We start from the raw sequence: 22517 nt of genomic DNA, 5'->3' as shown, positions 1-22517 counted from the left end.
ATCGCGCTCTGGCGCTTCGCGACGGCAGTGCGTAGCTGTTCTTCGGCGGAGGACAGGTGAGCGACCTGAGCGGCAAGACGCTTCTGGCCAGCGGCTTTCACGCTCCGGAGCGCGGGCTCGTGGAAGAGTTGCGCCATGCCCTGATCGCAATCGATCAATCAGGCATCATCGCCTCGGTGCTGCATCCGCATGATGCCGGCTATGACGAGGCGCTGGAGGCCGCGCGCCGAACCGGTTCGCTGGCGACCTTGCCGGCGCAGAGTTATCTGCTGCCCGGCTTCGTCGATCTTCACGTGCACGCGCCACAATATCCGCAGCTCGGCCGGGCTCTGGACGTGCCGCTCGAGGCCTGGCTCCACAAACACACGTTTCCCCTGGAGGCGCGCTACGCCGATCTCGCCTTCGCGCGGCGCAGCTACGGCCTGCTGGTCGACGACCTGATCGCTAACGGCACGACCACAGCGCTCTACTTCGCAACCATCCACCAGGACGCGACAAGGCTGCTCGTCGACATTTGCCTCGAACGCGGGCAACGTGCGCTGGTCGGCAAAGTGGCGATGGACAATCCCGATGAGTGCCCGGCCTATTATCGCGATACCTCGGCGGACGAGGCCATCGATGGCACGCGCGCTCTGATCGACTACGTGCATGGGCATCCAGACAATGCCACGGGACGGGTAAAGCCGGTCATTACGCCGCGCTTCATCCCCTCCTGTACCGACGCCGCCCTCGAAGGGCTCGGCACGCTTGCGCAGGAATGCGGCTGCCATGTGCAGACGCATTGCTCGGAGAGCGACTGGGCGCATGGCTACGTGCTGCAGCGCCACGGGATCAGCGACACGTCTAGCCTTGATCGCTTTGGCCTGCTGCGCGCCGGCAGCGTGCTCGCGCACGCCAATTTCATTACGCTTGCCGACATGGAGACGATCCGCGTGCGCAAGGCGGCCGTGGCGCACTGCGCCGTCTCCAACGCCTACTTCGCAGGCGCCGTGTTCCCGTTGAGGGCGGCCCTCGAGAAGGGTGTCAAGGTCGGGCTCGGCACCGACATTTCCGGGGGACCGAGCGCCTCGATGTTCGATGCGATGCGCGCGACGGTCATGTCGTCGCGCATGCTGGAAACCGGCACCGACCCGGCGCTAGCGGCCGAGACGCGCGGCACGGCCGGAACAGCACGCGTCGACTTTCGCGAGTCCTTCCACCTGGCGACGGCAGGCGGTGGCGCGGCACTCGGCTTGCCTGTGGGGCGATTCTCGCCTGGCTACCATTTCGATGCGATCCTGGTCGACACCGCCGCGCCCAGAGGCACAATTCACCTGTGGGACGAACTCGACGACGGCGACGGCATCCTTCAGAAGATCGTCTACTCCGCTTCCAGGGCCAACATCGCGTCGGTCTGGGTCGGCGGGAGAGCTGTTCTCGCCTAAGCGGACGGGAGGCTGTGCCGAGAACCAGGAATCTTCCCGTGTTATTCCTTACGGTCGGGGCACGTCATGGATTTTGATCAGTATTCGCCGACGTCGATAACAGCCTGGGCAAAGGCTTGCGGGGCTTCTTGAGGCAAGTTGTGGCCGATACCGCCGGTGATGATCCGGTGCGTGTATCTGCCCGAGAATTTCTTGGCGTAGGAACTGCTGTCGGGATGGGGTGCGCCATTGGCATCACCCTCAAGGGTAATGGTCGGCACTGTGATCACGGGAGCTTCGGCCAGCCGGTTTTCCAGAACGTCATATTCCGGCTCGCCCTGTGCCAGCCCGAGCCTCCAGCGGTAATTGTGAATGACGATGCTGACGTGATCGGGGTTGTCCAGTGCTGCGGCGCTGCGCTGGAAGATGTCATCGTCGAAATCCCACTGCGGCGAAGCGAGTTGCCAGATGAGTTTGGCGAAATCGCGCGTGTATTTCTCGTAGCCGGCGCGGCCGCGATCCGTGGCGAAGTAATACTGATACCACCATTGAAGCTCCGTCTCCGGTGGCAGCGGCACCATGCCGACCTGCTGATTTCCTATGAGATAGCCGCTCACCGAGACGATCGCCTTGCAACGCTCAGGCCAGAGCGCGGCAACGACATTGGCCGTTCGAGCGCCCCAGTCGCAGCCGGCGATCGTGGCCTTTTCGATCCCCAGCGCATCCATCAGGGCGATCGTATCCACGGCGAGCGCCGACTGCTGGCCGTTGCGCATCGTCTCGTCCGACAGGAAGCGCGTAGTGCCGTAGCCGCGCAGGTAGGGCACAATCACGCGGTACCCCTTTGCGGCAAGCAGGGAAGCGACATCGGCGTAGGTGTGAATGTCATAAGGCCAGCCATGAAGCAGGATCACTGGGGCACCTTCGGCGGGCCCCAGCTCCGCATATCCGACGCTCAGATTTCCGGCATTGACCTGCCCGAGCGAGCCGAATGATTTCTGCGTGGTTTGCGTAGCAGATGCCCTCGCCTCGACCGTCCTAGCGGCTGCCGCCTTTGCCGGCACGCTCAAGCCGAGTTCGGTGGCGGCGAACGTCACTGCCGCAGCACCAACAATGCGTCGGCGGCGATGATCGACCGTCTCGGGACCCTTACTCGCATTCATGATGAAGCCTCTGTAATGACCAACAAGCAGGAACGACCGGACCCGCCCGCCTCATCGGCCGACCGGAAATGTTGCCTATTTCGATGGTGACTGCGGGCGGCGGACCAACCATTGTAACCACTCGGCCAGGAGGCAGTGCGGCGAACTCTGATTGAATGCCGGTCAGGTCAAGCGTTTCCTCGATTTCCCTCCTCAGAAATTCGAGACTTAGGCCGTCGCCGCGCTTGGAAGCGGCTGGATGTAGCATCCGAAGGAACGGCAGCATGAGAATGACTCCTGATCTTCTGTTTGGGCGAGAGGACATGTTGCATCTGATCTTATGCTCGAAGTCGCCCTCGGCTTCAGACGAGGCCCTCGCGATCCATTGCGATGCGCACGGCCGGTCGGGCAGCCATTCGGACGCGAAGGGCTTGCAAAGGCGCGGGAACAGGGACGTGGAAGCGGGCCGCCCAAAGCAGCATCACGAAAAGATAAAAATCCGCGACGCCGGGTTTGTCGCCGAACAGATAGTCGGTCTCGAGCCCGTCAGCGAAGAACTCGAGTTGGCTCGTAATCGTCGCGCTCGCCCTGGCCTTTTCGGCAGCGCTGCTTTGGTGCCACATCGGCTTGAAGCTTCGGTGTATTTCAGTTGAGACATAGGTCAGCGCTTCGAGAAGGCGGGTACGGCCCAACGGCCCCGCCACTCCCAGTGGCGGGTATTGCGACGCAATCCAGTCGAGGACGGCGATATTTTCCGTCAGCGTTTCGCCGCTATCCAGCACGAGGGCTGGAACATAGCCCTTGCGCGTGACGGTTGTGAAATCATCCCCGGAGCCTGTCCGTTTGGTCTTGAGGTTCACACTTTCGCGCTCGAAGGAAACACCGGCCTCTTCCAGAGCGATGTGGTCCGCCAGGCTGCAGGCGAGAGGGCTGTAGTAGAGTTTCACCGCTTTTCCCTTTTCTAAACCCGATTGAATCCCGCAATTGGTCGTCGCCGAGCGAAAAACCTGCCCCGCGCCACGCGAGACAACCGCTCCAGAAACTCGCACTTGGCGGAGACGACGACTACGACACCGACAGCTAGACGTGCCTATGCCGAGGTATGGTCGGGGTGAAGTTCTGGATCGCCGTGCGCAATGCTGGGACGTATGCCAGCTCAGCGGCCAACGGTTATCTGGAGGAATCCAGAACCTTCCATGATGGCAACATCGCCGGCCCGGCCAGTCCTTCGCTCAGGAAATCCTAAACGAAAGTATTGGACGCACGTGCCGTTGGCACGATGGCTCACACCGGCCTCGGCCGGCATATTCCGCGCGGCACGAGCAGACTGGAAACGCGAAAGCCGTGGTCTGCTTTTGCTCGATTGCCACCAACGCGATGACGCAGCTTCCGACAATAGGAGTCGCCATCATGGCCGACCTTTCCGAAACCTCCACAGCCGAGCACACATTGCGCGTCGAAGCGCCCGCCGCGATCGAGGTCGACGTCTCCTCGCTGACGCCGGGAACGTCGCTGATCGTCGACTGGCACGGCAAGCCGGTGGTCGTGCGCAACCGCACCGAAAAAGAGAGGAAGGACGGCCAGGCAGTCAGTCTCGCCGAGCTCAAGGATCCAATTGCCCGCAACGCCAATCTGCCGGCCGATGCGCCGGCAACCGACGCCAATCGAACTATGCCGGGCAAGGAAGCCTGGGTGGTGATGATCCAGGTCTGCACCCATCTCGGCTGCATCCCGCATGGTCAGGAAGGCGATTTCGACGGCTGGTTCTGCCCCTGCCATGGTTCGCAATACGACACCGCCGGCCGCGTCCGGAAGGGGCCGGCACCCGAGAACATGGCGGTACCGGTGTTCCAATTCGTTTCCGACACCAAGATCCGTATCGGCTGAGGCAAGGGCATTTCGATGAGCGGCGACAAACACTCGACCTATACGCCCAAAACCAGAATCGAACGTTGGTTCGACGCCCGCCTGCCGCTGCCGCGGCTGGTCTATGACAGCTTCATCGTCTATCCCGTCCCGCGCAACCTGAACTACGCCTATACGTTCGGCGGCATTCTCACGATCATGCTGGTTTCACAGATCCTGACCGGCATCGTGCTGGCGATGCATTACGCTCCTGATACGGGGCTGGCCTTCAACTCGGTCGAGCAGATCATGCGCGACGTGAATTCGGGCTGGCTGCTGCGCTATCTCCATTCCAACGGCGCGTCGTTCTTCTTCATTGCCGTCTACATCCACATCTGCCGCGGACTCTACTATGGTTCGTACAAGGCGCCGCGTGAGCTGCTGTGGGTGCTCGGTTGCACCAATCTCCTGCTGATGATGGCGACGGCCTTCATGGGTTACGTGCTGCCTTGGGGGCAGATGTCGTTCTGGGGCGCTACTGTCATCACCAGCTTCTTCACCGCAGTCCCACTGATCGGCGACTGGCTCCAGCAGCTTTTGCTCGGCGGCTTCGCGGTCGATAATCCGACGCTGAACCGCTTCTTTGCGCTGCATTACCTGCTGCCATTTGTGCTTGCGGGTGTGGTGACCTTGCACATATGGGCGCTTCACGTCGTCGGCCAGAACAATCCGACCGGCATCGAGTTCAAATCGAAAACTGATGTCGTGGACTTCACGCCCTATGCCACCGTCAAAGATGCCTTCGGCATCCTCGTGTTCCTGTTCTTCTTCGCCTATTTCGTTTTCTACCTGCCGAACTACCTCGGCCATCCCGACAATAGCAGCATCGCCAATCCGCTGAAGACGCCGGCCCACATCGTGCCGGAATGGTACTTCCTGCCGTTTTACGCGATCCTGCGGGCCATCACCTTCAATATCGGGCCCATCGATTCCAAGCTCGGCGGCGTGCTCGCGATGTTCGGCTCGATCGCGGTGCTGTTCCTGGTGCCGTGGCTCGACACCTCGAGGGTACGCTCGGCGGTCTATCGGCCCTGGTACAGGGTGCTCTTCTGGCTGTTCGTTGCCAATGCTCTCTTTCTCGGTTGGCTCGGCTCCCGGCCGGCGGAAGGCGCATACGTCGTCATGTCCCAACTGGCGACGCTTTACTATTTTGCGTTCTTCATCATCGCCATGCCGGTGCTCGGGCTGATCGAAAAGCCGCGACGGCTGCCGAATTCGATCACCGAAGCAGTTCTCGAAAAAGACAAGGCCAGCGGCAGAGGCCCGATCGCCGGGCCGGAGACCAAACATTGAACTTGGCATCGCGGTGATCGTTCATGAGCTGGTGGAACTCTCCTCTGGTCTACCTCGTGTTGCTCGGCCTCGCCGGGATCGTCGTTTGGTCCCTCATCCCCAGACGCTTCGCCAATGCGAAGCTGCTCGTCCAACTCGGCTTTTTCCTCGCGATGTCGGCCATGGTTCTCCACCTGCGCGTCGTGCCATACGAGGCCGCAGGAGACAACGAGACAACCGGAGGAGCGATCCTCATCGGCTCGGTCAAGCTGCTCTGGTGGGTTCACCTTGCCTGGGCGCTGATCGGATTTGTCCGTATCTATCTCGTCTTTGAGCGAAAGCCGCGCGAGGCACGTCTCCTGCAGGACGTCGTGGTCGGTGTCGTCTACGCTGGAATGTTCCTGTCGATCCTGGCGTTTGTCTTTGCAGTGCCGGTCGGAACGCTCATTGCCACGTCGGGCGTCTTTGCCGTCATCCTGGGACTGGCGCTCCAGAATACGCTTGGTGACGTATTTTCGGCGATCGCGCTAAACCTCGGCCGCCCTTACGTGCTTGGAAACTGGATCATTCTGGGCGACGGAACCGAAGGCCGCGTTGTCGAGACCAATTGGCGGTCGACTCAACTCCTGACCCCGACCCACAATGTCGTCGCGCTGCCAAACAGCCTTCTCGCCAAGATCGGGGTAACAAATTTAAGCGGTCCGGACGAGAGCCATGGACTTGCCGTAACCGTCAAGGTGGTGCCAACGAAGACGCCGGCGATCATCGTAGACCTCATGCGCACTGTCTTGCTGAGCTGCAATTCAATCCTCCAGGAGCCTTCGCCTTCGGTCACCATCAGAAGCCTGGATGCCGCAGCTATCGAGATCGAGTTGTTTTTTCGCGTCGCAAGTATCGACCAGCGAAGTGCCGCTCGGAACGAAATCTTCGATCTCATTTATCGCCATTCAAAGTCGACCGGCATGCTGCTGGCGGAGCCATTTTCGGGCTCGATTGCCATGACCAACCGGCCGGGCCACGAGACGGCGGCCTCCCAAGGCTTCACCCCGATCGAACTCATCAATTCCATACCGGTATTCTCGGCGCTAACGGATACCGAGCAGGAGTCGCTCGCCAAAGCGGCCTCGGTTCGCACCTACCATAAGGGCGAAATCATCGCACGACAGGGAGAGATGCTGCCGTCGCTCATGATCGTACGGACGGGAGTCATCGTCCGGCAAATTGGCGAGGGCGATGATCAACTGCAGGAGATCGGCCGGCTTGCACCTGGCGATTTCTTCGGCGAGACCGGCTTGCTCGCGGGCATTGGCGAGATGTCAAGTTTGCGGGCAATGACCCCCATCACGGTTTACGAGATAGACCAGGAAAGCTTTGCGCCGCTGCTGCACGACAGGCCCGAAATGGCCGAAGATCTTGCCGCGACCCTGTCGATGAGGGTGTCGGCTTTTAATGAAAGCGGCATCGCCGGACAGCACCACGCGGGCTCCAAATTCGCGCTCCTCAAAGCCATTCAGACAGTCTTTCGCGCCGCTCCGTTCAAGCGCGTTCGGGCACCTGGCTGATAAGGCATGCAGAAGGACAGAGATCCATGACCATCCGCCAAAGCGATATCACAGGCATCGATACACTCATCCAGCCGGCTATCCGTGATTTTGCGGACGGACTGAAGATAAGGCGCGTATTGCCGTCCTCGAATCGCCTGATGATCCGGCTCTTCATCCTGTTCGACCATTTCGGCCCCACTATGTTCGACGCAGGTCACGGTTTCGATATGGGACCACATCCGCATATCGGCATTGCGGCCGTGACCTACCTGATCGATGGCGAGATCGTCCATCGCGACAATTTGGGTAAAGTGCAGACCATCCGTCCTGGCGAGGCCAACTGGATGACGGCCGGGTCGGGCATCGTCCATTCCGAGCGCACGCCACCGGACGTTCTCCGACATGGTCTATGCCGAAATTGTGCTCACGAGCGGTGCGCGCTACCAGGTGAAACCCGAACACCGTGAGCGTGCGATCCACATCGTCGCCGGTGAGGTTGGAATTGCCGGCCAGCTCGGTACGTTTCATGAGGCCGAATTAGTAGCTCTGGCGCCCGGCGCTGAGATTGTGCTCCAGGCGCCTGCCTTCCATGCGGCGAGACTGATGCTGATAGGAGGTGAGCCCCTGGCCGAGCCACGTCATATCTATTGGAACTTCGTCTCCTCTTCAGCCGAACGGATCGAGCAGGCAAAGGCGGATTGGCGCGAACGCCGCTTCCCCGGCGTGCCGGGAGAGCACGAGCTCATGCCTCTGCCAGATGGCAGCGTGTGAGGGATAAGGCAGCGGATGGTGACCTCAGCGCCGCGACAGCTTTACGCCGGGTGGCGCAGGCAGACCACTACGACATCAAGTAGAGATCGTTCATCGTTTCCTCATCCAGCAAACCGTCGAACCAGACGTCGAAGATTGTCTCGAGCAGGAACTCGTCGTTGCTTGCTTCGGAAAACAGCGTCAGGGACGCGTGCAACTTCTTCGCATCAACGTCACCGAAGACAGCGCGAGCGCTTAGGCCGGAGAGCCGTTGCAGGGTGCCAACGCATTCCCGATAACGGCCTCCGAGGATCGGAAATGACAGATAGGCGCTGGCTTCGTCGAGCGATGTGATTGCATATGGCTCAGGCGCTGCACCACTTCGCCTTGTGGCCAACCTTGGGAAGATGAACTCCATATAGGGAGTGCACATCATCCCTCGACGTAGAATGGCCAGCGCGTCGTCGTAGACCGGATCCTGTGCGCTGACGAACCTCTGCAAATCATACTCGTCAGGCATTTGGATAGATCCTTGGGAAACCCTCAACATTGGTGCCCTGACTAGCCGTCGACGACATCTGCATAGTCCGGGTGCTTGGCGAAAAAGCGGCTCATGAAGGGACATTTCAAGATCGCTTTACGGCCGGTTTTGCGGAGCAGTTCGAAGGTCCCTTGGGCCAATCGCGACGCGATCCCTTGTCCGGAAAATTCCGACGGGACTTCGGTGTGTATCAGCGCGACCTGCCCGCCCTCGAGCCGATAGTAGGCCGCCGCAAACATATCGCCGGCGATCGGCAGCTCGAAACGGTGCTGTTGGACGTTTTCAACGACTTGTGCATCCATCTCTATCTCTCGATTGTATGTCACGTCTGTCACCGGGGGGAGATTGGCCGGCCGCTATCGCACCGCAGGCAACCGCAGAGTGACGGTCGTGCCTGCCCCAAGTGTGCTCTGAATAGCGATGCTTCCGCCTGACTGCTCGACAAAGCGCTTCACCATCGGCAAACCGACGCCGCCGAGGCCTTCGCTTTTGGTGGTGAAGAACGGATCGAAGGCGCAGACCATCGTCTCGCTGGTCATCCCGAGACCGTTGTCCGCGACACGGATATCTACCTGACCGGCGGTAGAGCTTTCAGAGGCCAAGCCGGCATCGATCGAGATGAAACCGCCGTCAGGCATTGCATCGCGCGCGTTGAACAGAAGATTCAGAACCGCATTTTGCAATCCAAAGCGGTCGCATCTCACCAAAGGCAGGTCGGATCCAACCCGAAGCTCAAGATCGAAATTGGCATCCAAGGCGCTCCGCACGAGGGTTTCGATCTCAGCCAGGCAAGCACCTACGTTTGTGCATTCGATTTCCGCGTGGCTCTCTCGGGCCAGGCTGATGGTTTGCCGGACAAGGTCCCCAGCCCGTTCCAAAGCCGTTTTGGCGCCGGCAATTACAGGCCCAAGCGCCGGAGCCGCTTGGATGCTCGGATCGCGGGCCAGGTGGTTCAACGCCGACGACGCGACCTGAATGAGATTGCCCAGGTCATGGACGATGCCGGCCGTCGACATTTGCACGGACATACTACTTCCAGAACCATCGGGCGGGCTGTCGAAGACATCTTCTTTTATGTCCGGACGAAACATTTCATGCCCCCGCTTGGCTCAGTCGACACCCATTTGCTTCAATACGCTATAATTCACGGCATTTATTTTCCATTATATCTAAGAAGGCTCCGATACATACTTCTGTATATCCAAACGATAGACCAAGTTCTATTGATAACCGATTCCGCTGATGTAGTTGGCAAGCAGCCGTTCCTGCAGTTCCTCTTGTTTGAAAAGCGCCTTCATCGCATCACGGATATCGAGGACGCCTAGCGGTTTCGAGTCAGCCCCTAGCACCGGCACATTCTGAAGGCCTTGCGCGGCCATGGTCTGCCAGACTGAATGAAGGTCGTCATCGGGACCACAGGACACGATGGACGTGCTCATCAATGCCGCAATCGGCGCTTCTGTTGGCCCTGAATTCGCCAGATGGCGGACAAGGTCGGACTTGCTCAGCACGCCTGCCGCCTCCCCACTGCCGTGGCACACCACGACCAGGCCTATTGCGGGCCTGGAAAGTGAGAGTGCTGCACTGCGGAGTGGAGCGTCGACATCAATCACCATGAGACGGGCCGATATTACTGGATGCAGACTGTCAATGCGCATGACGCCCTCCTGAGAGCGCCTCGCGGCCGCGGCCGGGAGGCTGAGATCGGTTCCAGTGTTGGTCGCCGAGCTCGGCGCCTTCGCCTGGCCGGTCAGAATGGCGCGCAAACAAGCGCCATTCTGACCCGTTCCAAAGATTAGCTCAGTGCTGCTTTGCTCAGGCCAAACTTCGCATCCCCCGAGCCCGGGACGGGTTTGAAGCCGATGTTCAGACGGTTCCAAGAATTGACCGCCATGACAACGAAGGTCAGATCGGAAATTTCCTTCTCGGAAAGCTGCGACCTGACCCGATCGTAGATCTCGTCGGGGACACCCTGCTCGGGCAGCTTGGTCAAGACTTCCGTCCATGCCAAGGCTGCGCGCTCGCGAGGAACGAACAAGGTCGAATCCCGCCAGGCTGCCAGGTGGTAAAGGCGCAGTTCGCGCTCGCCATGGATCTTCGCCTGTTTGACGTGCATATCGAGGCAGAAGGTGCACCCGTTCAGCTGCGCGGCTCGGACTGCAACAAGGTCGCGGATCGGTTCTTCGATCGACCCCTCTCGCGTCGCACCAAGAAATTCAATAAATTTCTTCAGAAGTTCCGGCGACTGCTCCGCATAACTCGCGCGTTGGGCGACGGCTTTTCCTTTCGGAGCGACCGGTGACGCTGCAATATTCATTACTTATCTCCTTGAGGTGTTTGCGATCCATTGCAGCGTAAGGATGACCGGTGAGACGAACTGTTGCTATCGTGCCGATGATATGTATTGCCACTCGATTGGGTTGGGGCGCCTAAACCGAAGTATAGGAGGTGGAAATTGGCACCTGACCGCTGCCCCCGGCAATTCGCTTTGGCGCAGGCATGCGACGGGCGCACAGCGTTTGGGTCACTTGAAGGGCGAGGCTGAACCGACCGGTGTCGATAGAACCTGGATCGAAACTGCGTTCACTCTTCGAAGGGAGCGTTCATCACAAGATCAACTGCCGAAGTCGCCTTGTAGCCTGAAACAAAGCGCTCGCCGAAGTCCCGGGCAAAGTTGTCGTAGGTGGTTTCCGGCCTGACCTCGGCGATATGGCAAAAGCATCGCGTCATCCGTCGCTTCATTTGGAGGCGTGGAAACTCACCGATGATCTTTGCAATCTCGGCTGACGAAATGAGGCTGTATTGCAAGCCGACGACATCGAGACAGATGCCGGCTGTGCAAAGCGCCACCTCAGCCTCCTTGTAGAGGCCGATTGACGGCGTCGAGTTGAGGGCGACGCTGTCCCAGATCAATTGGGCGCGCCGCTCGTCGAAGCCGCCCTCCCGAACGAAGGTGCGGGCAAGATCGGCGCCTTCCACTTCGAAACGGCGCGGCCCGGCGAAGTCCTCATTGAGCGTGACGTCATGCAACAGGGTTGCAACCGCAACAACCTCCGCGTCGTGCTGGATATTCTGAATCTGTCCGATCCGGGCCGCGAAAAGCCAGGATCGGACCACGTGGTTGAACAGGTAGGGTTCACATCGAGCGCGGGCATGTTCGATCGCTCGGCCAACAAGCGGAGTATCGGGGACCAAAATCCCCGCAAGTGTGCGGATGGCGATCGAATTCATGTCACTGACCGTCCCTTCGCGTACGCCCCGATGGTCCCGGGGGCTACGATTTCATTTCGCGTTCGTCGTCAGTTCCGTCTCGCTGGTGTCGACGACGAAAATAGCAAGCAGACGAGCGCCTTCCGTCTTGCTGGCGTTTTCGCTGACGGCATGACGGTCGCCAGGGAATTCCGAGAAACTCTCGCCGGCGCGATAAGTCTTCACCGGCCCGTCGTTGACCTGGCTTCGGATCGCCCCCTGCAGGACCGTGGCATAGATGAACGCGGATTTGGGATGGGTATGAGCCGGCGACGTACCCCCAGGCGCGTACTCGACGAGCACGGCTTTCATGCTCTTGCCGGGCACGTTTGGAAGAGCCTGGTCGTAGACAAGCTTCACGCTGGCGGCGTCATTGGCCATTGCTGCGGTGACGGAAGCGGAGGTGAGCGCGGCGCAGAGAAGTGTTTTGATCATGTCTGGTCTCCTTGTTGTGCGAATGGCGGGCCTATCCGATGATTACTTACTTCGGTGGTGTGTATCGGCTGAGCCAATCATCGAAACGCACGGCGCCGATGCGCGCGTTCTCGCCGGGCACCAGCGTTCGATCGTCGATTGCCACTTGGCCGTAGTAGAGCGCGCCGGGATCCGGGACGACTTTGCGCGGGTCGTTGGTGGCCTTCAGGAAGCGCTCGACAAGTTCGCTCATGCGAACACGCTCCGGGCCGGCAATTTCGATCATGCCGTTCAACGGCGCGGCAAGCGCGACGTCCGCCATCGCATCGGCAACATTATCAGCCGCCATGGGTTGGAAGTAGGCCGGCGACATATGAATGGTATCCCCGACGGCGCCCGTGTTTGCGATGGCGGCGGTGAATTCGAAGAATTGAGTGGCGTGAACGATGGTGTAGGGAATTCCGGACTCCCTGATCAGCTTTTCCTGAAGCAACTTGCCGCGGAAATAGCCCATGCCCTGCAGCCGGTCGGTACCGACGACCGACAGCGCCACGTGATGACGGACGCCGGCGGCCGTTTCGGCGGCAAAAAGATTACGCCCGGATGCCTCGAAGAACTCCAGGGCAGCCTTTTCCTCGAACGACGGCGAGTTCGCGAGGTCGACGACGACCTGCGCACCGGCAAGCGCGGCCGCCAGACCCTCTCCCGTAACGGTGTTGACGCCCGAATTCGGCGACGCCGCAAGCACGTCGTGTCCTTTGTTTCGCAGTCTCTCCACGGTCTTTGAACCGATCAGCCCGGTTCCGCCGATGACGACGATCTTCATGTCTGGTCTCCTGGTGTTGCGTGTCTATTTTCGTTGCTCGATCGGATGCTGGGCGTTTCCGGCCTGCTACTGACTGACCGATGCAGCAGCATCCTCGATGAGTGACGTGACCTCGTCGGGATGCGAAACCATGAGCGCGTGGGACGCACCCTCGATGACGACGGTCTTTACCGCGTGCGCACGCTTGGCCATGAAGCTCATGACGGCTGCCGGGATGTTGCGGTCATCCGAGCCGTAGATCATGTAGGACGGCAGCGTCTTCCATGAGGCGACGCCCGAGGCTTCAGCCAGAGCCGCCTGCGCAACAGGGCGTTGAGTGGCAGCCATCAGCAAAGTCTGCTCTTGCGGAACGTCGGCGGCGAACTGGGCGCGGAACTTGGCCGGCTCGATGAAGAGGTCTTGTCCGCCGTCCGGCAACGCGACGGGAGCAAGCGCGCTCCCCAAGGTGCTGCCGGGAAACATGCTGGACAACGTAAGGCTCGATTCGCCGGTATCCGGCGCGAAACCCGCCACGTAGACCAATGCCTTCACATTGGGATTGCCATTGGCGGCCTCGGTGATGACAGGCCCGCCGTAGGAATGCCCCACCAGCACGACCGGCCCGGAAACCGACCGGACGATGGCTGAGACTGCTGTCGCATCGCTGGCAACGCCGCGGAGCGGATTAGCTGCGGCTATCGCTACATAACCGTCTTTGCTGAGCTTGGTGATGACTGCATCCCAGCTCGACGATTCCGCGAAGGCGCCGTGCACCAGCACGATCGTCGGCTTGGGCTGAGAATTCGCGGCCTGCGCCATCCCGCCGCCCGACGCGGCAAGCGCTGCGGTGAGGGCCAGGACTCGAGTTATGTTTCGCATTTGCTTTCTCCCGTGTGGCCTGTGGTGACCAATGCTCAGGAGAATGCGCCGACGCGGCCCGCCAACCTATTGTGCGGAAGGGTCTGTCATACAATGCCAAGGTGCAGGGTAGGTCACCAGGGAGATCAGGTGCCCTGCAGCATGATTGAGCTATCTATGCGGGTGTGCATTGTCGGCGGTAGCCGGAACAGACACTGAGGGCGCGCGGCCAGAGAGTTGTGTTTGCAAGACTTCGCTGCCGCCGTGGCGAGAACCTGGCGCGGTCGATCCGTTGAGCGCTGGTGAGCCGGCCGGATCGAACACGGCGGCAAAGCCTCCTCTCGTCAACGACATAGTTCCTGGCCTTCGGCCCGCATCGCCCAATGCCTTGGTATGAGTCAAACAGCCGGACCGTCTGATCGTGTCGCTGCGTCACGACATTTATATTTGCATGTGTGAATACCATCCAAACTATCAATGGAGTTACTGAAATGAAAATGACAGTCCTTGCTGTCGCCGTGTTTGTTATTACAGCAGGAAGCGCCACTGCCGGAAGCGACCACTATGGATCAAACGGAGCCCAGCAGCCTGCGACTGCCTCTGACAACATGTATACATCCTCGATCCAAAAAATGAACAACGATATCGGGGTGCCGAAAACCGCACGCAAGCCGACTGTTCCCAACGATGAATATGGCCAGGGCATCTGGGGTCACTGATCCCGACCTACAGAAAAATTTGAAGGACCGGGGCGTGACCTCGGTCCCTCCGCCGTATCGGCGAGCCGACTTCTCTCTTGCGCGTCGATCCCTGCAATGCGACTTGCCATTTACGTGGCTCAATTTGCACCACGTCGACAAAACGTCTCGCCTCCGACCTATTTGGCGGGATTCGTGCGGCAGCTTCCCGGAAAATCGTCGTGAGGAAGACCGATTGCTCCGGCGTTATTCGCCAGTCTATTGGCGCGACATCGCAGTCGTGGCTCAGAGCACTGCCATCCCGCCGTCGACCCGCAGATTGATGCCCGTGACGAAACTGCTCGCGTCCGAGGCAAGGAACAGAGCAGCTTTTGCCAGCTCTTCCGGCTGCCCCATCCGGCCCAGGGGTATTGCCTCCGCCATCGCCTTTTCAAACAGCCCGCGCTGCTCAAACGGTACGCCTAGCTTATCGAGAATAGCCGTATCCACCGGACCTGGGCTGAGCACGTTGACCCGGATGCCGCGAGACTTCAGTTCGATCGCCCAACCGCGCGCAAAGGCATTTATGGCCGCCTTCGAGCCCGCGTAAACAGCATGACCGTCCAGAACCTTCTCGCTGGCCAGCGAGCCTGTGAGGATGATTGCGCCGCCATTCCGCATGACCGGAATCAGCTTCTGGACGCCGAAGAAGACGCCCCGCGTATTGACGGCAAATTGCGCATCATATTCTGCCTCGGAGACGTCGGCCGAGTGCGTGATGGTGTTTATGCCGGCGTTCGCCATATAGATGTCGAGCGCCCCGAACCTCTGGCGGATCTGTTGCGCTACCTCGTCATGGTGCGACACGTCGGCCACATTTCCCTGAATGCCCAGCGCGCCTGCCCCGATCTGTGCGACCGCTTCCTCGACCGCCTGCCGCCGGCGGCCGGTAATGACGACTTGCGCGCCCTCGGCCGCAAAGATTTTTGCAGCCGATAGTCCGATCCCGCTGTTTCCGCCGGTGACCACTGCGATCTTGCCCGAGAGTGCGCCCATTTCGTTCCTGCCTTCGAAAAATAGTGCCGGTGCTGCTGCGATAGTCGCAACTGCTCGCCAAGAAAATTTCACGCCGAATTGAGACCGCCAAAATGAGCGGCAATCGCAAACGGCTACCGATTGATAAACTCCCGGCGCTTAGCCAGTTTGACGTCTTGGAGAGCGCTTTGGCCTTCAAGGCAGAACAAGCGCGCGGCGGCGACCCCCGACAGCGCGACGTACTGTCGAACGCCGGCGATCGCCTCCGCGCTGCACAGGCGCAGTTGCCCGAGTGGCAGCCGTGGCGCAGCATATGTTTCGCGCCTCTGCCAGCGCTCCAGCTCGATGGCGCAGTGGTTCGGTTCCACAATCCGGGACATGAGCCGACAGAACCAGCATTCAGGCCACCGCTCGGCTATGCGAGCGCACAAGGTTTGACCTGGCGCGCCACCCGAAATGCGGTTCAGGGCGCGCGAAATATTGCCAAAGGTGGTCATCGGCGGCTCCAAGGAATTGCGGACAACATGCGGTCGTGACTGAGGGCGTGCTATCCTTTGATGAAGGCGAGCAGATCAGCATTGACCTGATCTTGGTGCGTGGCCGTGATCCCGTGGGGCGCGCCGGGGTAATAGATATCCTTTGCGCCTTTGATCAATCGGGCCGACTTGACTGCCGAGTCCTTGACGGGGACGATCTGATCGTCCTCGCCATGCAGGACGAGGGTTGGTACGTCGAACTTCTTGAGGTCCTCGGTAAAATCGGTCTCGGAGAACGCCTTGACGCTTTCGTACGCGTTCACGAGACCCGCCTGCATGCTCCAGAGCCAGAACTGATCCAGAGTCCCCTGGGAAACCTTGGCGCCCGGCCTGTTCGCGCCATAAAACAACGGTGCGAGGTCCCGGTAGTACTGCGAACGATCCTTGACGAGGCCAGCCCTTATGCCGTCGAATACCTCGATCGGCAGGCCTTCCGGATTGGCCGGCGTTTTCACCATGATCGGCGGAACAGCGGCGATAAGAACAGCCTTGGCCACCCGCTTCGTGCCGTGCCGTCCGATATAGCGAGCAACCTCGCCTCCTCCGGTGGAATGGCCGACCAGCGTGGCGTCCCGGAGATCCAGCGCCTCGATCACGGCTGCAAGATCGTCCGCATAGCCGTTCATGTCGTTGCCGGACGTGGCCTGGCTCGATCGGCCATGGCCGCGCCGGTCATGCGCAACGACGCGAAAGCCGTTATGGGCAAGAAAGAGCATCTGCCCGTCCCAGGCGTCGGAATTCAGCGGCCAGCCGTGCGAGAACGTGACGACAGGACCCTTGCCCCAATCCTTGTAGTAGATTTCGGTGCCATCCTTGGTCGTGATGGTGCTCATCGTCTTGGTTCCTTTGATTGAGGGGGAAGAGGGAAGGTTTTGTTTTCGGCTCGTTGCCGAAGCAGCGCGGGGCAGTCCGGCGGCAACCGTAGAGATCAGGCCTGCCAACAAGACATCGCGGCGAGATCCGCCGACGGAGAAAAGTCCGTCTTTGTTCATCATGTCCATCCATGTGCTTTGAACATCCTGCTCACCATCACGACCGTCGAGTCGGCCTGTGCGGTCGCGTTCGGGGAGGAGCGAGCGAGGAGCGGTAGAAACGCGACGGTCGTGATGGCTTGCGAGGAACAGGATGCATCGATCCGGGCCGCGAACCTATTCTACGGAAGCATCTGTCATACGATGCCAAGGTGCAGGGCAGGCACGCCGAAGATAGGGCCGGGCTAAGGCAAGCTCTTATAGACACACGTCAATTTAGGCTTGGGTAGCGGCGCGGGGACCGACGCGGCATCGCCGGCGTCAGTTGCTGTTGCATGAAATGTTGCGACTTTGTCGGTCAGACTGGCGCCGCCAAAGAGCGCCGCTCAGTGGTAACCGATGTTTGGCGCGGGCCTTGCCGCGAAACACCAACAGGACCACCGATGTACATCAGGATCACCCGCAGCAGCACGAGCGTACCAACAGGCAGGAAGGCCTGGGCGCGCTGAGAAAGCACCTGAAATGGCCGGGCGCGCCGGGCGATCCTATTGGATGGGGCATGGATCGGCTTGTGCCAAATTCTAGACCTCGCGCATCGGCGCGGGCAGCGTTTCCCACGCCCGGATCAGCTCACCGATGGAAGCGGCTTCCATCTTGCGCATGACATTGCCGCGGTGAAGCTTGACCGTCACTTCACTGATGCCGAGGTCGAAGGCGATCTGCTTGTTGAGGCGTCCGCGCGCCACTTCACGCAGGACCTCGCGCTCGCGCGGCGTCAGCGTCTCGACGCGCTCGATATTGCGCTTGACGATCACGGCATCCGCCCGCCGCTTGGCATCCACCGCAATGCCGGCGATCACAGCGTCAAGCAGCGTCTGATCCCGCACCGGTTTGGTGAGAAAGTCCACGGCGCCGGCCTTCATCGCCTGGACAGTCATCGGGATGTCGCCATGCCCGGTCAGGAAGATGATGGGTTTGGGGTTGCCGTTTTTCGCAAGATGGTGCTGCAGATCGAGACCGCTCGTCCCCGGCATGCGCACGTCGAGGATTAAGCAGCCGGGGCTCTCCAACACGTCGGCGTCAAGCAATTCACGGGTTGAGGTAAAGCACACCGGCAGGAAACCCGCCGACAGGATCAATTCAGACAGCGCCTCCCGAACAGAGGCATCATCATCGACAATAATGACCAGCGGCTGCTCGGCTTCAGCCCTTCGCTGCTGTGATGATGGCGCCGATCTCGGTAAGGGCAATTGGTCAACTCTCATGTTCAGCCTCCGTTTCTGGGTTGCGTAAAGCGTCGCCGATCGCCGCAAGCAGTGCCTGGCCATCGAACGGCTTGCGGAAAAGCCCGCCAATGCCCTTGGCGCGGTGCTGATCCACTATCTCGTGGCGGCCGGTGATCAGGAACACAGGCAGGTCCGGACGCGCCTTCTTGACCAAGTCGCGAAGTTCAAAGCCGTCCATGCCGGGCATCCCGATGTCGGTGATAAGCATGTCCAATCCAGACAGGCCGCTGACCAGCAACGCCCCCGCCGACGAGAAGCTGCGGGCCACATAGCCGGCGGACTCCAGAAGGTCCTCCAGCGACTCGAGCAGTCTTGGGTCATCGTCGACAATCGCCACGACAGGCCTCCGCTTGCTCACCCTCAGCTCCCCCCTGCCCTGCGCGAGTGCGTGATCGGTATTCCCAATCGCTCGGCGATGCGCACTAGGTCGGCGAGCGACGCCGCGACCATCTTCTGCATGACGTTCCTTCTATGAATTTCCAGCGTAACTTCGCTGATCCCCAGTTCAGCGGCGGCCTGCTTGTTGAGCAAGCCGCTGACCACCAGTGGCAGCACCTCACGTTCGCGCGGCGTCAGCTCGAGATAACGTTGCTTCAACACGCCCAGCTCGGCGCGCTCCGATCGCTGTACCCGATCCTGGGCAATCGCCGCATGGATTGCGGCCATGAGGTCTGCATCGCTGAAGGGCTTAGTCAGGAAATCCACGGCGCCGTGCTTGATCGCACGCACCGAGGACGGGATATCGCCATGTCCCGTCAGGAAAACGATCGGCGGATGATCGCCCTCGGCAATCTGCCGCTGCAGATCGAGGCCGTTAATATCCGGCAACTCGATATCGAGGATGAGGCAGGCAGAGACGTCCAGCTTGTCAGCGCGGATATAATCGCCCGCCGATCCGAACGCTACGGCACGCATGCCATGTGCGGCCAGCAGCTCACTGAGCGCCTCCCGGATGCGTTCATCGTCATCTACGATGAAGACAATTTGGCCGTCCGTCGTCATGACGCCGCTTTCGCTTCAATCGGCAACGTGAAGATAAACGTCGCTCCACGTGGTTCGTTCTTCTCGACCCATAAACGCCCGCTGTGCGACTCGATGATCGAACGGCAGATCGCCAGTCCCATGCCCATCCCTTGCTCTTTCGTGGTAAAGAACGGTTCGAATATCCGGTCGGGAAACTCGACGCCCCGGCCGCGATCTCTGACTTCGGTCTGGACAACGTCCCCGATATGGCGCACGCGGATGCTGATAACTCCGTCATCCGCACCAGAGTCCATCGCCTCCATGCCGTTGCGGATGAGATTGACCAGAACCTGCTGGATTTGGACGCGATCGAACGCGACTAGCGGAATGTCGCTTCCGACATCAACGCTGATGCGAACGCCCCGCCGCATCGCTTCCTCGGTCACGAGGTCGCGTGCCTCTGCGATGACACTGCTGAGCGTCGCATTGGTCCTCGTCTCGGTGGATTGCTTGAACAGCGCGCGAATGCGGCCGACGACGTCCGCCGCCGAATTGGCGTCCCGTATAATGCGCTCGGCCGTAATCTTCGCGCGTTCGACGTTCGGCGGGACGGCGCCCAGCCAACGGTGGCATGCATGGGAATTGGCGACGATCGCGGCCAGCGGCTGATTCACCTCGTGCGCGATCGAAGCGGAAAGCTCGGCGAGACTTGCAGCCTGAGTGGCTTGCGCGAGTTTGTCGGAGGCTTGTCGCAGCGCTTCCTGGGCGCGCACCTCTTCGTCGATGTCGAGGGAAACCCCGTACCATTGCACAACCGCCCCGTCTTCATCACGCCGCGGCTCCACCCTGCACTCCGCCCAGCGATAGCCATCTGTTTCGCGCCAGCGAAACCGCATCGCGGAACCGCCGCCTGTTTCGAAACAGCTCAGCAACGTGCGCAGCACCTCGGGAGCATCTTCGGGATGAACCAGTTCTTGCAGCAATTCCTCGATGCGCGGCTCTCCGAGTGTTTCGAAATTGGCGATGACGGCGCGGAAATGGTCCTGGTATCGCTTGTTGAAGTAGACCGGCCCGCCGGTCGGCACCGCGCTCCAAATGCGGACCGGCACAGCGTCGATCATCTGCTGAAGCCGCAATTCGCTCCGCCGCAGCGCCTCTTCGGCTTGCATCTGATCGTCTATGTCGTGACAGAGGCCGTACCACTGCGCGATCAGCCCAGCGTGATCGCGCATCGGCTCTGCCCGGCTCGACATCCAGTGATAGACGCCATCGGCGCGGCGCAGGCGATACCTCATGGAGAAGCGCTCGCCGGTGGCGAGGCAGTGACTGAGCGTATCGCCGAATGCTGCTGCGTCGTCGAGATGGACGGTGGCCGCTATCATCGCCGCCAGCCGGCCGATGCCCTGTTTGTCCAAATCCGTCACGTCAAGGCCGAGAAAGTCGACCATTCGCTTGTTGAAAAAGGTCGGCTCGCCGTCCGGCGTCAGGCGCCAAACGTGGCTCGGAACCATGTCGACAAGCTGCGAGAGCTCCCGCTCCCGGTCGCGCAATGCCTCCTGCGCGCGCACCTCATCGTCGATGTCGATGCTGGCCGTGTACCATTGCACGATCGCCCCACTCTGGTTCCGCAGCGGCTCGGCGCGGCCCTCCCTCCAGCGGTACACGCCGTCCGCGCGACGCAGGCGATACCTTATGGGATAGGGTTCGCCGGTGGCGAGCGAGCGGCTGAGCCATTCTCTCATCCTGGGTCCATCGTCGGGATGGACGGCTGCCGCGACCACGGTCGCCAGGCGGCTCGTGCCCGGCTTGTCCCAGTCCGCGATGTCGTTGAGGCCGATATAGTCTGTCGTGCGTTTGCTGAAGAAGGTTGGTTCGCCGTTGGGCGCCATACGGGCGATGTGAGCGGGGATCATTTCGACCAGCAACGAGAGTTCTCGCTCCCGCTCCCGCAAGGTCTCCACACTTTGGCGCAAAGTGAGCACCGCCGCCTGATGCTGCCTGGAAATGGCGGCCATGACGAGCGCCGAAAATGCAGAGATGGCCAGAAAAAGCTGCAGCATGATCTGGTTGTGCTTCTGGGACTCGGGATCGCCGGCAAATTGGCTGGCGCCGGATATCGTGAATACCGCCGTGATCAGAGCGAGAACGGTCAATGCTACGGCGGCGCCTCGGAACTCAAAGCGCACCGCGGCCCAAAGAAGAGGCGGCATGATGATGTAGGCGAAGGGCAGATAGCCGCTCAAGGAAAGGGCGGCGGTACCAAGAAAGATCAGCCCCAGGACGCAAGCTTCCATCCACCGCGCCGCCGAGAGCTGCGCCTTGCCGCGCCAGTTCTGGAACACGACCAGCGCCAGTGGCGCTACGATCAGGACTCCCGTCGCGTCTCCGATCCACCACAGCGGCCAAGCCGTCGCAAAGGTTTGCGATTGTATGCCAAACCACGAAAGCGCCGCACTTCCCACCGTCGCGCTTGCAACTGGCGCAACTCCAGCGGCCAGTGCGACGAATGCGAGAACGTCCCGCAACGTTTCCAGCCGAACTGGGCGCTTGCAGGTCTGGTTCACAAGCCATGCGCCGGCCACCGCTTCAAGAGCGTTGCCGGCAAAGATCAGGAAGGCCGCGGGCAGCGGAGTGTGGAACCACAAGAAGTTGCTGAACAGTTCTGCCACACAGGCCCCCAGCACCCACCACGGCCAGCTATACCTGGAGGCGAAGACAAGCGTAGCGATGAAAAGCCCGCTCGGAGGCCAAATGGAAATCCCTGTTCCAGGTATGATTGCGAGCGACTGGGCGAAGCCGCAGCCCAGGACATAGGCCGTAATAAAAAGCCCCAGATGTAAGAATTGGGGACGGTGCGACCAGACGCGCGACAACCTGCCTCTTTCAAGATCACTGATCATGTTGCCGCGAATCAGGCCCGGTTCATTCGTCGCGAAAGATCGGCCACTTCCCGGTCCGGATCGGTCCAAGTCATGCGTTAACGCGCGCGTTGCGCTGGAATCGGTCTCGCCAAGTGAGTTGGGCGCTATCGTCATCGGGTGCCCCTGACGGACAAACAAACTCTGGAGATTGTCGGCGCTTCGTGTAGCACTTGCTCTTGATAGCTGGACTGGGCTGACGGACTCACGTAGCCACCCTAATCCCGCCACGCCCCAACCGCACCTCA

Annotated in this window: 23 protein-coding genes and 1 pseudogene; 6 read left to right on the top strand and 18 right to left on the bottom strand. The window is 60.5% G+C overall.

Features of this window, described 5'->3' with window-relative positions; all coding sequences use genetic code 11:
- Window positions 1-56: 56 nt before the first annotated feature.
- The gene (gene guaD / locus NKI52_RS14005; RefSeq protein ID WP_023674222.1) at window positions 57-1424 is read left to right on the top strand and encodes a guanine deaminase; all 1368 of its coding nucleotides are present in this window, start codon (window positions 57-59) and stop codon (window positions 1422-1424) included.
- A gap of 77 nt (window positions 1425-1501) precedes the next feature.
- Here the strand turns inward: guaD and NKI52_RS14000 are convergent, their stop codons facing one another.
- Both NKI52_RS14000 and NKI52_RS13995 read right to left on the bottom strand, forming a co-directional pair.
- A complete protein-coding gene (locus tag NKI52_RS14000; protein ID WP_023674221.1) occupies window positions 1502-2566 on the bottom strand; it encodes an alpha/beta fold hydrolase in 1065 nt (354 codons plus the stop codon).
- A 341-nt stretch (window positions 2567-2907) separates the two neighbouring features.
- A complete protein-coding gene (locus tag NKI52_RS13995) occupies window positions 2908-3492 on the bottom strand; it encodes a glutathione binding-like protein (protein WP_352635277.1) in 585 nt (194 codons plus the stop codon).
- A gap of 430 nt (window positions 3493-3922) precedes the next feature.
- Between NKI52_RS13995 and petA the strand changes: the two genes are divergently transcribed.
- From petA to NKI52_RS13975, 4 genes and pseudogenes are all read left to right on the top strand, one after another.
- Entirely contained in the window at window positions 3923-4432 is a 510-nt protein-coding gene (gene petA, locus NKI52_RS13990; protein ID WP_023674218.1) for a ubiquinol-cytochrome c reductase iron-sulfur subunit, read from the top strand.
- A gap of 15 nt (window positions 4433-4447) precedes the next feature.
- On the top strand, window positions 4448-5743 hold the full coding sequence (locus NKI52_RS13985; RefSeq protein ID WP_023674217.1) for a cytochrome b: 1296 nt from the start codon (window positions 4448-4450) through the stop codon (window positions 5741-5743).
- A 23-nt stretch (window positions 5744-5766) separates the two neighbouring features.
- Complete coding sequence (locus NKI52_RS13980; protein WP_352635279.1) at window positions 5767-7284, top strand: mechanosensitive ion channel family protein; 1518 nt, start codon at window positions 5767-5769, stop codon at window positions 7282-7284.
- A gap of 26 nt (window positions 7285-7310) precedes the next feature.
- Window positions 7311-8037: pseudogene (locus NKI52_RS13975) on the top strand (pirin family protein).
- Window positions 8038-8104: 67 nt separating this feature from the next.
- Here the strand turns inward: NKI52_RS13975 and NKI52_RS13970 are convergent.
- The 9 genes from NKI52_RS13970 to NKI52_RS13930 all read right to left on the bottom strand — a co-directional run bounded on the left by NKI52_RS13970 (window position 8105) and on the right by NKI52_RS13930 (window position 13904).
- Window positions 8105-8536 carry a DUF1810 domain-containing protein gene (locus NKI52_RS13970; protein ID WP_352635281.1) on the bottom strand — a complete coding sequence of 144 codons (432 nt, stop codon included), beginning with the start codon at window positions 8534-8536 and terminating at the stop codon, window positions 8105-8107.
- A gap of 41 nt (window positions 8537-8577) precedes the next feature.
- The gene (locus NKI52_RS13965) at window positions 8578-8859 is read right to left on the bottom strand and encodes a GNAT family N-acetyltransferase (RefSeq protein ID WP_023674211.1); all 282 of its coding nucleotides are present in this window, start codon (window positions 8857-8859) and stop codon (window positions 8578-8580) included.
- Window positions 8860-8913: 54 nt separating this feature from the next.
- Window positions 8914-9648, bottom strand: coding sequence for a sensor histidine kinase (locus tag NKI52_RS13960; RefSeq protein ID WP_352635283.1), 735 nt, complete (start codon window positions 9646-9648; stop codon window positions 8914-8916).
- A gap of 129 nt (window positions 9649-9777) precedes the next feature.
- Window positions 9778-10215, bottom strand: a complete 438-nt coding sequence (locus tag NKI52_RS13955) for a CBS domain-containing protein (RefSeq protein WP_031211084.1) — start codon at window positions 10213-10215, stop codon at window positions 9778-9780.
- 137 nt (window positions 10216-10352) lie between these two features.
- Window positions 10353-10874 carry a carboxymuconolactone decarboxylase family protein gene (locus NKI52_RS13950; protein WP_023674208.1) on the bottom strand — a complete coding sequence of 174 codons (522 nt, stop codon included), beginning with the start codon at window positions 10872-10874 and terminating at the stop codon, window positions 10353-10355.
- Window positions 10875-11140: 266 nt separating this feature from the next.
- On the bottom strand, window positions 11141-11788 hold the full coding sequence (locus NKI52_RS13945; protein ID WP_023674207.1) for an HD domain-containing protein: 648 nt from the start codon (window positions 11786-11788) through the stop codon (window positions 11141-11143).
- A gap of 51 nt (window positions 11789-11839) precedes the next feature.
- Window positions 11840-12241 carry a cupin domain-containing protein gene (locus NKI52_RS13940; protein WP_023674206.1) on the bottom strand — a complete coding sequence of 134 codons (402 nt, stop codon included), beginning with the start codon at window positions 12239-12241 and terminating at the stop codon, window positions 11840-11842.
- A 46-nt stretch (window positions 12242-12287) separates the two neighbouring features.
- Window positions 12288-13046, bottom strand: coding sequence for an SDR family oxidoreductase (locus NKI52_RS13935; RefSeq protein WP_023674205.1), 759 nt, complete (start codon window positions 13044-13046; stop codon window positions 12288-12290).
- Window positions 13047-13112: 66 nt separating this feature from the next.
- On the bottom strand, window positions 13113-13904 hold the full coding sequence (locus NKI52_RS13930) for an alpha/beta fold hydrolase (protein ID WP_023674204.1): 792 nt from the start codon (window positions 13902-13904) through the stop codon (window positions 13113-13115).
- A 470-nt stretch (window positions 13905-14374) separates the two neighbouring features.
- On the opposite strand from NKI52_RS13930, the gene NKI52_RS13925 reads away from it, so the two are divergent.
- The gene (locus NKI52_RS13925; RefSeq protein WP_352571370.1) at window positions 14375-14602 is read left to right on the top strand and encodes a DUF680 domain-containing protein; all 228 of its coding nucleotides are present in this window, start codon (window positions 14375-14377) and stop codon (window positions 14600-14602) included.
- 264 nt (window positions 14603-14866) lie between these two features.
- Here NKI52_RS13925 and NKI52_RS13920 read toward each other — a convergent pair whose 3' ends face one another.
- The 7 genes from NKI52_RS13920 to NKI52_RS13890 all read right to left on the bottom strand — a co-directional run bounded on the left by NKI52_RS13920 (window position 14867) and on the right by NKI52_RS13890 (window position 22224).
- Entirely contained in the window at window positions 14867-15616 is a 750-nt protein-coding gene (locus tag NKI52_RS13920) for a glucose 1-dehydrogenase (RefSeq protein ID WP_023674202.1), read from the bottom strand.
- Window positions 15617-15729: 113 nt separating this feature from the next.
- Entirely contained in the window at window positions 15730-16092 is a 363-nt protein-coding gene (locus tag NKI52_RS13915) for a hypothetical protein (RefSeq protein WP_352571371.1), read from the bottom strand.
- A 50-nt stretch (window positions 16093-16142) separates the two neighbouring features.
- Window positions 16143-17123, bottom strand: a complete 981-nt coding sequence (locus NKI52_RS13910) for an alpha/beta fold hydrolase (protein WP_502894826.1) — start codon at window positions 17121-17123, stop codon at window positions 16143-16145.
- A 560-nt stretch (window positions 17124-17683) separates the two neighbouring features.
- Window positions 17684-18367 (bottom strand): response regulator transcription factor, encoded by a 684-nt coding sequence (locus NKI52_RS13905; RefSeq protein WP_352678711.1) that lies wholly within the window; start codon window positions 18365-18367, stop codon window positions 17684-17686.
- A complete protein-coding gene (locus NKI52_RS13900; RefSeq protein ID WP_352698299.1) occupies window positions 18357-18746 on the bottom strand; it encodes a response regulator in 390 nt (129 codons plus the stop codon). The genes NKI52_RS13905 and NKI52_RS13900 overlap by 11 nt, the downstream gene beginning before the upstream one ends.
- A gap of 2 nt (window positions 18747-18748) precedes the next feature.
- On the bottom strand, window positions 18749-19390 hold the full coding sequence (locus NKI52_RS13895; RefSeq protein WP_352698297.1) for a response regulator transcription factor: 642 nt from the start codon (window positions 19388-19390) through the stop codon (window positions 18749-18751).
- The gene (locus NKI52_RS13890; protein ID WP_352698431.1) at window positions 19387-22224 is read right to left on the bottom strand and encodes a sensor histidine kinase; all 2838 of its coding nucleotides are present in this window, start codon (window positions 22222-22224) and stop codon (window positions 19387-19389) included. The genes NKI52_RS13895 and NKI52_RS13890 overlap by 4 nt, the downstream gene beginning before the upstream one ends.
- Window positions 22225-22517: the final 293 nt, after the last annotated feature.

The organism is Mesorhizobium sp. M0590 (assembly GCF_040320905.1).
Lineage (GTDB): Bacteria > Pseudomonadota > Alphaproteobacteria > Rhizobiales > Rhizobiaceae > Mesorhizobium.
The sequence above is the reverse complement of the archived record's forward strand: the minus strand, read 5'-3'. Positions and strand labels throughout refer to the sequence as shown.